10 protein-coding genes are annotated in these 10,942 nt (G+C 69.0%); 4 read left to right on the forward strand and 6 right to left on the reverse strand.

Features of this window, described 5'->3' with window-relative positions:
* Positions 1-70: 70 nt before the first annotated feature.
* From HFP48_RS24480 to HFP48_RS24490, 3 genes are all read right to left on the reverse strand, one after another.
* Positions 71-1,132 (reverse strand): LLM class flavin-dependent oxidoreductase, encoded by a 1,062-nt coding sequence (locus tag HFP48_RS24480; RefSeq protein ID WP_246872474.1) that lies wholly within the window; start codon positions 1,130-1,132, stop codon positions 71-73.
* The gene (locus HFP48_RS24485) at positions 1,129-2,346 is read right to left on the reverse strand and encodes a CoA transferase (RefSeq protein WP_029546412.1); all 1,218 of its coding nucleotides are present in this window, start codon (positions 2,344-2,346) and stop codon (positions 1,129-1,131) included. The genes HFP48_RS24480 and HFP48_RS24485 overlap by 4 nt, the downstream gene beginning before the upstream one ends.
* A gap of 257 nt (positions 2,347-2,603) precedes the next feature.
* Complete coding sequence (locus HFP48_RS24490) at positions 2,604-3,410, reverse strand: SDR family NAD(P)-dependent oxidoreductase (protein ID WP_065921998.1); 807 nt, start codon at positions 3,408-3,410, stop codon at positions 2,604-2,606.
* Between the two features lie 126 nt (positions 3,411-3,536).
* On the opposite strand from HFP48_RS24490, the gene HFP48_RS24495 reads away from it, so the two are divergent.
* The 4 genes from HFP48_RS24495 to HFP48_RS24510 all read left to right on the forward strand — a co-directional run bounded on the left by HFP48_RS24495 (position 3,537) and on the right by HFP48_RS24510 (position 7,545).
* Positions 3,537-4,325 (forward strand): GntR family transcriptional regulator, encoded by a 789-nt coding sequence (locus HFP48_RS24495; protein WP_006939847.1) that lies wholly within the window; start codon positions 3,537-3,539, stop codon positions 4,323-4,325.
* Between the two features lie 303 nt (positions 4,326-4,628).
* On the forward strand, positions 4,629-5,744 hold the full coding sequence (locus tag HFP48_RS24500) for an MFS transporter (RefSeq protein WP_006939852.1): 1,116 nt from the start codon (positions 4,629-4,631) through the stop codon (positions 5,742-5,744).
* A gap of 141 nt (positions 5,745-5,885) precedes the next feature.
* Complete coding sequence (locus tag HFP48_RS24505; RefSeq protein WP_168580202.1) at positions 5,886-6,782, forward strand: enoyl-CoA hydratase; 897 nt, start codon at positions 5,886-5,888, stop codon at positions 6,780-6,782.
* Positions 6,783-6,828: 46 nt separating this feature from the next.
* Positions 6,829-7,545, forward strand: a complete 717-nt coding sequence (locus tag HFP48_RS24510) for an SDR family oxidoreductase (protein WP_043797999.1) — start codon at positions 6,829-6,831, stop codon at positions 7,543-7,545.
* 3 nt (positions 7,546-7,548) lie between these two features.
* On the opposite strand, the gene HFP48_RS24515 is transcribed toward HFP48_RS24510, so the two are convergent.
* The 3 genes from HFP48_RS24515 to HFP48_RS24525 all read right to left on the reverse strand — a co-directional run bounded on the left by HFP48_RS24515 (position 7,549) and on the right by HFP48_RS24525 (position 10,926).
* Positions 7,549-8,427 carry a TIGR03619 family F420-dependent LLM class oxidoreductase gene (locus tag HFP48_RS24515; RefSeq protein WP_168580203.1) on the reverse strand — a complete coding sequence of 293 codons (879 nt, stop codon included), beginning with the start codon at positions 8,425-8,427 and terminating at the stop codon, positions 7,549-7,551.
* An 88-nt stretch (positions 8,428-8,515) separates the two neighbouring features.
* On the reverse strand, positions 8,516-9,637 hold the full coding sequence (locus tag HFP48_RS24520) for a phosphotransferase family protein (protein WP_168580204.1): 1,122 nt from the start codon (positions 9,635-9,637) through the stop codon (positions 8,516-8,518).
* Complete coding sequence (locus HFP48_RS24525) at positions 9,637-10,926, reverse strand: acyl-CoA dehydrogenase family protein (RefSeq protein WP_029546418.1); 1,290 nt, start codon at positions 10,924-10,926, stop codon at positions 9,637-9,639. Before HFP48_RS24525 ends, HFP48_RS24520 begins: the two co-directional genes overlap by 1 nt.
* Positions 10,927-10,942: the final 16 nt, after the last annotated feature.

Here is a 10,942-nt window from a genome sequence, read left to right on the forward strand (position 1 = left end):
ACATGCGAATATTAACGGAGATTTAGATCACAGTCCATACCCGGAAGCGTTCCGCGTCACGAGGGCCGAGTCACTCGGCCAGAGCCGGGAATACGTCCGTTCCCAGCAGCCGGATCGACTCGCGGGTCGCTGCATCGTCAACTCCGGGGAACACCACACGCACCGTCACGTGCGCGCTCACCGTCTGCGGCAGCGCCCTCAGCAGTTCCCACCACGGACGCAGTTGGTCGACACACTCTTCGGGCGTGCCGGCCACGACATGGTCCGGCCGCGTCGAGACGGGCACGTTCGTGCCCGGCCCGTCCGGGACGGCGCCGTCCCCGGCCTGCGCCATCCAGCGCCGGTACCGGTCGCCGACAAGGGAATGCCCGGCCGCCACCGTCTCCCACACCCCCGAAGCCGCGGTGAACGCGCACATCGTCAGGGCGATGTGGAAGGGCCGGTCCAGGTCTGCGAGTTCGAGCGTCCCGATCCGGCGGGCCAGCTGCGCGACGGACGCGAGCTCGGGCGCGATCCAACCGTCGGCGATACGTGCAGCGCGGCGCACACCCCGACTCGCGAACGCGCCCAAAAGGATCGGCGGACCCCCGATCCGGGCAGGGAGCGGACGGACCTGGACGGCCTGTCCGCTCCGTCCGGGCGGCACGACCGACTCCCCCGACCAGGCTGCACGTAGCGTGCAGACGGTCCCCTCGAGGATCAGCGCACGCCGCGAACGATCGATGCCGAGCGCCGCGAATTCCTCCGGGCGATAACCCAGTCCGAGGCCCAGGAGCACGCGCCCGCCGCTGAGCTGGTCGACGACCGCGACGTCCTCGGCCAACCGCAGCGGGTTGTAGAGCGGCCCGATCGCGACGTTCGTCGCGAGGTCGACGTCGGTCGTCTCGCGGGCGAGCGCACCCATCACCACCAGCGGGCTGGGAAGGTAACCGTCCTCTGCGAAGTGGTGCTCGCTGAGCCAGACCGAGTCGAACCCGGACTCCTCGGCGGTCACGGCATGCCGCACGAGGGCGTCCAGCGCCCGGCCCGACTCCGCCGCGGTCCCGCCGACAGTCTGGGCGGTCAGCGCTCCCAGCCCGACCCGGATGCGACGGCCTCGCTCACCCGTTGCCGCATCCCGGATCCGGCTCACTTGATGGCGCCGTCGATCTTGAGCTGGACGATCTGGTCCCAGTCGAGGCCGTGCTCGAGCAGCACTTCCTCGGTGTGCTCGCCGTGCTGGGGAGCACGGGTGAGCACCGGGGCCTCGTTTCCGAATCGCATCGGCGCCGTGACGAGATCCAGCGTGCGTCCGTCCTCGTATTCGACGGTGCGGACGTACTCGTTCGCGATCGCCTGCGGGTCCGTCAGCACGTCGAGGGGCTTGCGGAAGACGTCCCACTGTCCCTCCTGCTTGCCGAGGATGTCCGTCCACTCCGCGAGGGTGCGGGTCCGGAACACCTCGGTGAGCTCGGCGGTGCACTCGCGAGTGTTGCGGGCGCGGTCCTCGAACGTCGCGTAACGCGGGTCGTCGATCAGGTCGGGTCGGCCGATCGCCTCGCACAGCCCGGGCCAGTACTTCTGGCTCTGCAACAACGCCAGATGGATGTACCGGCCGTCGCTGGTCCGGTAGATGTTCGAGACCGGGTTCACCGGCGCGGACCGGTCCGGATAGGGCAGTTCCGCGGCCCCGACGAGCTGGGCGCCGGCGATGGTCGCCTGCATCGCCCACGCGCCGACCGCGAACAGTGACGTGTCGACGACGATGCCCTCCCCGGTGCGTTCGCGGTGCAGCAGTCCGGCCGCAATCCCGCCGGCGAGCGCCATGCCGCTCTGCACATCGCCGAAGGCCGGGCCCGGCATGTTGGCCGGCCACTCGAGGTCGCCGGGGGCGATCGACCCCGCCGCACCGGAGCGCGCCCAGTAGGTGATGCCGTCGAATCCCCCCTTCTCGGAGTCGGGTCCGGCCACCCCCTGGGCGGTGCCGCGCGCGTAGACGATGCGCGGATTGCGCGCCATGATGTCGTCGACGTCGATACCCAGCTTGGTCCGCGCATCCGGCAGGAAGTTGGTGGAGAAGACGTCGGCCGTCTCGACCAGCTTCATGAGGACCTCGCGACCCTGCGGGGTGGCGATGTCGAGGGCGATGGCGCGCTTGCCACGGTTGTTTATCTCCCACAGACCCGACATGCCGTCGACGTCGCCGGGCACGCCCCACGCCGCGGTCGTGCGCATCGGATCCCCGAAGTCGGAGTGCTCGACCTTGATCACGTCGGCTCCCCAGTCGGACAGGATCGCGCCGGCCGAGGGGACGAACGCATACAACGCGACCTCCACGACCTTGATTCCGTTCATCACCTTGGTCATCGAGCGTTCTCCTTCGTCGTACCGCAGTCACGTTCTACTGCAAAGATTTTCGGGCCACACGGCAGCTACGCTGCGTGTGGTGGTGGTTCCGTCGGCCGGCGCGGCGACACACGGGCGCGGATTCGACGGAGCGGCCTCCAGAGCCGGGGTGAAAAACACCGTAACTATAGCAATGTTTTATGAGTTGTACATCACATCACCGGTGAAGGCCTGTTCGATACGCACGGGATCCGGTCCCGCGGCTTCCGCGTGACAGGTCAGTACAGGGACTCCCCGCCGTCGACGACGAGGTTCGTCCCGGTGACGAACGCCGAGTCCGGGCCCGCGAGGTACAGCGCCGCGCTCGCCATGTCCGCCGGCGTACCGGCGCGCCCCATCGGCACGGTGGCGGCACGCTCGTCGAACAGCGAATTGCGCTCCTGCGTAAGTGGCGTCGCAGTGATCCCGGGGGACAGTGCGTTGACCCGAATGCCCGTGGGGGCGAGCTCGTAGGCAGCCATTCGTACCAACTGGTTGAGACCGGCCTTTGCGGTGCCGTACGGCACCAGGCTCGGCCGCACTCCCAGCGCCCGGATCGACGAGACCACGACGATCGAGCGATTCGTCCCCTCTCGGCGGACCATCGCGCGGGCCGCGGCCTGCACGCACCGGAACGTGCCGGTGAGATTGAGGTCGATGCAGGCCTGCCACTGCTCCTCGGTGAGTTCGAGGAACGGCGCCACGGTGCCGCTGCCGGCGTTCGCGACCAGGACGTTGAGCGAACCGAACTCCCGCTCGACCCGTTCGAACATCGCCGCTACCGAGTCGGCGTCGGCGATGTCGGCCACGATGCCCGCGACCCGCGACTCGTCGCCGCACCGGGCGCGCAACGATGCGACGGCCTCGTCGAGGATCTCGGGGCGGCGGGCCGCCACCGCGACCGTCGCGCCGGCGTCGAGCAACCGCTCCGCGATACCGCGACCGATGCCTTCGCTACCGCCGGTGACCAGGGCATTCTGCCCGACCAGCGCCTGGTGCCGCGAGCCGGAGTGCGTCGAATAGGGTTCCACTGTGTGCTGCGTCATAGCTTTGGTATAGCATTAGATACGAAATATTGGCATGGTTAAGGAGGAGTGCCCGGTCGGGACGGTCCCCGTCCCTATACTCATCACCACCCCGATCGCCGACCGAACAACCGACGAGGACATCGAATGACGCGCAACACCATGGGTTCTCCCACAGGAACCGCCGCCCTCCGACGCGCCATCGCGATGACACGGAACGAGAAGGTCTCGCGGACGGTCGCGCGCATGGTCGCCAAGGACATCGCCGACCGCCGGCTCGGCCCAGGTTCCGCGCTCGAGTCCGAGAACGACATGGCCAAGCGGTTCGGGGTCGGCCGCGCGTCGGTGCGAGAGGGCCTGCGCCTGCTCGAGGCGCAGGGGCTGGTGACGGTCCGGCAGGGCCTGGGCGGGGGCCCGATCGTGTCGGAGCCCTCGGGCTCCGAGTTCGGCGACACGCTGTCGATGTATCTGCAGGCGAACGGCATTCAGTTCCGCGAAGTCGCCGAGGCCGCCCTGGAGATGGAGGGGCTGGCCGCAGCAATGCTCGCCGATCGGATCGCCGCCGGAGAGGACGTCGACCTCACTCCCCTGGCCGCCCACGATCTCAGACCGGACATGTCGAACGAAGAGGTCACCGAGACCGCCACCGGATTCCACAGCGCGCTGCGGAACCTGACCGGCAACTACGTCCTCGACCTCACCGGTTCGGCCCTGGCCCACCTGTATACCGACCGGATGCTCGGCGCCCACCCCGAGGAGTGGAACGAGAAGGAGCGGGAGGCCTTCACCGAGCCGCACCGCCAGATCCACGACGCCATCGCTGCCGGCAACGCCGAACTCGCCCGCACTCTGACCCGCGCACACATGCGCGAGGTCATCGACCGCATCAGCCGCCAGAATCCGCGCATCCTCGACGAGCGGGTGGAGTGGCTTTGACCGACTAGCCTGCCCTTCGTCTTCCGGCCGCCGCCTCCCCGGGTCCACCCGGCAGGTGCGGCCCGTTCGTATGCGGCATGACCGTATCCGGAGGAGTTCCGCGGCGTTCTCGGTCGAGCGTGTCCCGTCGGGTGACGAACGAGAGCGGAGACCCCCTTGACGACCAGACCCTCCATACCCGCCGCCGAGACTTCCCTCCCGGCGCGTCCGGCAGAACCGCCCACAGCCGCTGCCGCGCCTCCCCCGGGTGCGGCACCGGGACAGCCGAAGCAACCGCGCGCGGTATGGGCGATCACGTTCGCCGTGATCGTCGCGTTCATGGGTATCGGCGTGGTCAGCCCGATCCTGCGCCCGCTGGCCGAGCAGCTCGGCGGCACGCCGTCACAGGTGTCGTTGCTGTTCACCGGCTACATGGCCGTGATGGGTCTCGCGATGCTGGTCACCGGCGCGATATCCAGCCGCATCGGCACCCGCAAGACCCTGTTGCTGGGCCTGTTCGTCATCGCCGGATGCTCCCTGGGCGCGAGCCTGTCGGGGACGCTCGGCCAGATCATCGGCTTCCGCGCCGGATGGGGACTGGGTAACGCGCTGTTCGTCGCGACCTCGCTCGCCGCGATAGTCGGCGCCGCGACCGGCGGTGCGCCGAAAGCGATCGTGTTCTACGAGTCGGCCGTCGGCATCGGCATCGCGACGGGCCCGCTCGTCGGCGGGCTTCTCGGCCAGATCTCCTGGCGCGCCGCCTTCCTCGGCGCCTCCGTACTCATGGCCGTGGCCTTCGCGCTGCTCGTCGTCCTGCTGCCGCCCGCCACGACGCCCGACCGGCCGATCCCGCTCATCGCACCGCTCCGGGCGCTCGGGCACGCGGGCCTGCTGTCGATCGCCCTCGTCTCCCTGCTGTACCACCTCGGCCTTTTCGCCCTGTTCGCATACGCGCCGTTCGTCCTCGAACTCGATCCACTTCGGCTCGGATTCGTCTTCTGCGGCTGGGGCGTGTGCGTGGTGATCTCGTCGGTGTCCGTCGCGCCTCGGTTGCGCACCGCGCTCGGCGCAATCGGCGCGACCGCCCTGGGCCTGGCCCTGTTCGCCCTCACCCTTGCAGTCGTGGCCGTATTCACCGGCAACCGACCGGCGGTCGTGACGTGCATCGTCGTCTCGGGCCTGTTCCTGGGCGTCCTCAACACCCTGGTGACCGAAATCGGTATGGACGCCGCGCCGGTGGACGGGAGCACCGCAGCCGCGGCGTACAGCTTCGTGCGCTTCGGCGGCGGCGCGGTGGCCCCGTGGCTCGCAAGCCGGATGGGCGAGATCTTCAACCCTCACGTTCCGTTCGCCGCCGCCGCCGGCGCCGTCGCGCTGGCGTTGGGGGTGCTGGCCCTCGGCCGGCGCCGACTGCCCGTTCACCACCGCCGGCAGCGTTGAACCGCAAAGCCTTACAGCGACCCGGTGACTTGCGCCACAGCAAAGGATACGGTACATATCGATAACCACACCAAATATTGCAATATTTAGTCGGGCGCGCGGACACACCGTCGGCCGGCGCCGGACTCCGTGAGGACCGTGATGACCGACTACCAGTACCTGACCTACGAGTCCCTCGACGCGGGTCGCATCGTCCGCATCATGCTCGACCGCCCGAAGCAGCGCAACGCCCAGAACCGGGGCCTGCTCGTCGAACTCGGCAAGGCCTACGCACGCGCCGAGGCCGACGACACGGTGCGCGTGGTCATCCTGGGGGGCCACGGACCGTCCTTCTCGGCCGGGCACGATCTCGGGTCCTCGGACGACGTGCGCGAGCGCGCTCCGGGCTCGGGCCAGCACGTCTCCTACGCCTGCAACGGAGCCACCTACTCCGAGATAGAGATGCGGCTCCACCAGGAGTGGCACTACTACTTCGAGAACACCCGCCGATGGCGTAACCTCCGCAAGATCACCATCGCGCAGGTGCACGGAGCCGTGTACTCCGCGGCGCTCATGTTGATGTGGAGCTGCGATCTGATCGTCGCAGCCGAGAACACCACGTTCGCGGACGTCGTCGGCACCCGGTTGGGGATGTGCGGCGTCGAGTACTTCGCACATCCGTGGGAGTTCGGTCCCCGCAAGACCAAGGAACTGCTCCTGACCGGTGACTGCCTCGACGCGGCCGATGCCCATGCCCTCGGCATGGTCTCGAAGATCTTCCCCGAGAACGAACTCGCCGACTCGACCCTCGCGTTCGCGCGCCGAATCGCCCGGATCCCCACCATGGCAGCCCTGCTGATCAAGGAATCGGTGAACCAGAGCCAGGACGCCGGCGGATTCCAGTCCGCCCTCGACGCGGGCTTCACCCTTCACCAACTCAATCACGCCCACTGGTCCGCGCTGACCCGTGGCGAAACCTGCATCGGCACGGTCGAGCACGGGCTGGACGACTGGCGCGCGGCCCCCGAGATCCGGCGCGCCGACCCTCGCGTGCCCTGACCGCACCTCCCGATACCACCCGTTCGCACCTCGAAAGGCTCTGCCCATGAACGAGACGTCCCCCGCCCGCACCGTGATCGTCACCGGCGGCACCGGCGGCCTCGGCGCCGCGGTCACCCGCCACCTCCTCGACGCCGGCTGGCGGCTGGTGGTCCCCTGGTACGTCGAGGCCGAACTCGACCGCGTCGCTCCGCACCCGAACCTCGAGACGATCCGCGCCGATCTGTCCGACGAGCAGGACGTCGAGGCGGTCGTGGAGTGCGCGACGAAGGACGAGGCCCGGCCGCTGTACGGCGTGGTCAACCTCGTCGGCGGATTCGCTGCCGGCCGCCGGGTCCACGAAACGCCCATCGAGGTCCTCGAAGCCCAGTTGTCGATCAACCTCACGATCGCCTACCGCGTCATCCAGGCCGCCCTACCCGAACTCATCCGCCACGGCGGCGGGTCCGTGGTGTGCATCGGCTCCGCCGCCGCAGTCCGGCCCTTCCCGGGCGCCGCCACCTACGTCGCTTCCAAGGCCGCCGTCTCCGCCCTGGTCCAGGCGCTCGCAGTCGAATACGCCGGCGACAACATCCGCGTCAACGGTCTGCTGCCTACCATGGTCGACACCCCCGCCAACCGGGACGCAATGCCCGAGGCCGACCGCTCCAGCTGGGCCCGCCCCACCGACATCGCCGAGGTCATCGGCTTCCTGCTCGGTGATTCCTCGCGCGCGGTCAGCGGCGCGTCGATCCCGGTCGTGAACGTCGCAGGCTCGGACTGACTCTCACACCCGCGACGGTCCCACACCCAGGCGATCGGCGGCCGCGGTCAGGAAGGCGCGGCGCTCTTCGGCGGAGTCGCCCTTCCAGACCGAGTCGGCCCAGACCACGAGGTCCTCGATGCCGTGGTCGCGATACCGGCGCAGGTCCGCCGAAGTCGCCGCGTCGACGCGCACGTAGCACGGAAACTCGCCGATCCGACCGAATTCGCGCCGCAGCCTGCGAATCTCGTTCACCATCTCCACCGCCTGCCCGAAGCTCGGGGTGCCGGAGGAGAACCATCCGTCTCCCAGCCGCGCCGCGCGGGCAAGCGCCTTCGGGCCGTTACCGCCGTGGATGACGGGCACGTGCACGGGGCGAGGATGCAGTTGTACCTCATCGAACCGGTAGTGCTCGCCCTCGTGGGAGAACGACCTGCCCGACCACGCCTTCCGCAGGATCGTCACGCACTCGTCGGTGCGCGAGAAACGTTTGCGGAACGGCACGTCCAACGCTGCGAACTCCTCCTCGAGCCATCCGGCGCCGACCCCGAAGAGCAGACGACCGCCGCTGAGTTCCTGCACGGTGATGGTGGTGCGCGCAGTGTGCAGTGGGTGCCGCAGGGCAGTGACATACACGGCCGTGCCCAGTTTGATGCGGTTCGTGGTCGCGGCCACGGCCGCGTGCACCGCCCACGGATCCGTCAGCTCCGTCGACACATCGACGATGGGTCCCGTGTGGTGCTGCGCCGTCCCCGTCGAAGGGTGGCTGCTGGAGTAGGCGACCGGATGGAGCACGTGCTCCCCCAGCCACAATGCGTCGAATCCCAGGTCGTCGGCGCAGACCGCCAGTTCGACGAGTTCGGTGGGATTCATTCCGTATGCGCTCAGTCCGATGGAGGCCATGGGGTTCGCCTTTCGTGTGATCGATGGTGAGACGACTCGTCCGCGCGGTGGCCGGTGCCACCGCGCGGACGGGCGTGCGGAGGCGGGGTCAGGCGGGGAGCAGGCCGAGCGCGCGACGGGCCAGGGGCGCGACGAATTCGCCGCGTTGACCCATCCGCGCGTCGGTGGTCTCGCCGCGCACGAACCGTGCGTAGAGCTGCTGCAGAATGACCACGGTCTTCCAGCATCCGAACGCCTCGTACCAGTCGATGTTCGACAGGTCCAGATCGCTACCGGCCGCGTACCGCGCGACCACCTCCACTCGCGACGGCAGGTCGAGGCCGTGCATACCGGGCACGACGATGAACGCCGCGTCCGAGGCCGGATCCACGGTCCGGTCCGGCCAGTAGTTGAGCAGCGTGCCCAGGTCGACCAGCACGTCCCCGGTCGTGGCCATGTCCCAGTCGAACACCGACTTGACCCGGTCCGGGTCGCCGTGCGGGAATTGGCAGTTGTCGACCTTGTAGTCGTTGTGGACGATCCCGGCCCGCTGGCTTGCCGGAATCGCCGCGCGGATCCGCCGGGTCGCCTCGGCCACGAGCGCCGCGGTCTCGGCCGGGGCGTACTCGGCGACGGCGTCCCATCGCGCCGACCAGCCCTGCACCTGGCGCTCCAGGTAGCCCTCGGGCCGGCCGAGGCCGGCCAGGTCGCATGCGGCGGGGTCGACCGCATGCAGGTCCGCGAGCGCATCGATCACCGCGAAGCCGATCCGCCGCCCGGCGTCGTCGACGCCGGACATCGAGTCGGGCACCGAATCCCACACCACGACGCCGTCGCGGTACTCGGAGACGAAGAACTCGGCACCGACGACACTCTGGTCCGCACAGTGCAGCAGCGCCCGGGGGGCGCGGTCGTACCGGCGGTGCAGGCGGGACAGCACCCGATATTCGCGGGTCATGTCGTGGGCGCCCCGGGCGAGCTGACCGAAGGGCGGGCGGCGCACGACGAGGAGACGGTCGCCGAAGCCCACGCGGTAGGTGAGATTCGCCGAGCCGCGCGGGAACTGCAGGACGGAGAACTCCCCGTCGACGTCGTCGAGGTGCATCCGCAGGTATGTCTCGAGCGCGGCCCAGTCGAGGTCCTCCCCCGTCCGGACCGGCGCAACCTCCGTGCGCGGCTCCCCGACGTTCGAGGCCGACGGCTGCTCGCCGGACACGACCGAGCCCGTCATCACTGGGCTCCCACCGCGGGCAGGCCGAACTTGAGTTCGGCGGCCGCGTCGAGCGCCGGCAGGTGCGTCGTCGGGAACAGGCCCGACGCCGGCGTGGCGTTCTTCAGCAGCTGCTTGGCGATCTGCTGCTTGTGCAGCTCGGTGGCGCCGTCGGCCAGGCCCATGTGGTAGCTCTCGAGCAGCCACTTGCCGAACGGCATCTCCTTCGAGATGCCGAGGGAACCGTGCAGCTGGATCGCCCGGGACACGACGTTGTTGAGCACCTTCGGCATCACCATCTTCACGGCGGAGATGTCGGCGATGACCTTCTTGTAGTCGTCGAGCTTGTCGATCTTCCAGGCTGTCTGCAGGACGAGCAGGCGGAACTGCTCGAGCTCGGCCCACGACTCGGCGATCATGTCCTGCACCAGCTGCATGTCGGCGAGGCTCCGGCCGCGCGTCTCACGAGACACCGCGCGCTCGAGCATCATGTCGAGCGAGGCGCGGACCAACCCGACGGTGCGCATCGCGTGATGGATGCGCCCGCCGCCCAGGCGGGTCTGCGCGACGGCGAAGCCCTCACCCTCCTCGCCGAGCAGGTGGTCGGTGGGCACCCGCACATCCGTGTAGCGGATGTAGGCGTGCGTGCCCTCCGACTCGTTGTGTCCCCACACCCCGACGTTGCGGATGATCTCGATGCCCGGGGTGTCCATGGGGACGACGAACATCGACGCGCGCTTCGTCCGCGGGGCATCGGGATCGGTCACGGCCATCACGATCAGGAACGACGAGAACCGTGCGTGCGAGGAGAACCACTTCTCACCGTTGATGACGTAGTGGTCGCCGTCCCGGACGGCACGCGTGACGAAGCTGGTCGGATCCGAGCCGCCCCGCGGTTCGGTCATCGAATAGCACGACATGATGTCGCCGTCGATGAGCGGGCCAAGGTACCGCTCCTTGAGTTCGGGTGTGCCGTAGTGCGCGAGGATCTCGGCGTTGCCGGAGTCCGGGGCCTGGCAGCCGAAGACCACGGGGCCACTGTGGGTGGCGCCGAGGATCTCGTTGAGCAGTGCGAGTTTGAGCTGGCCGTAGCCCGGGCCGCCGAGCTTCGGGCCCAGGTGGCACGCCCACAGGCCCTGCCCGCGCACGACGTCCTGCAGGGGCCGGATGAGCTTGTTCCGGGTGGGGTCGGTGACGTCCCATGCGTGCTCGACGACGCGGTCGACCGGGGCGACCTCCGCGTCCACGAACCGCTGCACCCAGTCCAGCTTCTCCTGGAACTGCGGATCGGTCTCGAAATCCCATGCCATATCGGTGGTCTCCTAC

Source organism: Rhodococcus sp. DMU1 (assembly GCF_012272955.1).
GTDB classification, from domain to species: Bacteria; Actinomycetota; Actinomycetes; order Mycobacteriales; family Mycobacteriaceae; genus Rhodococcus; species Rhodococcus aetherivorans.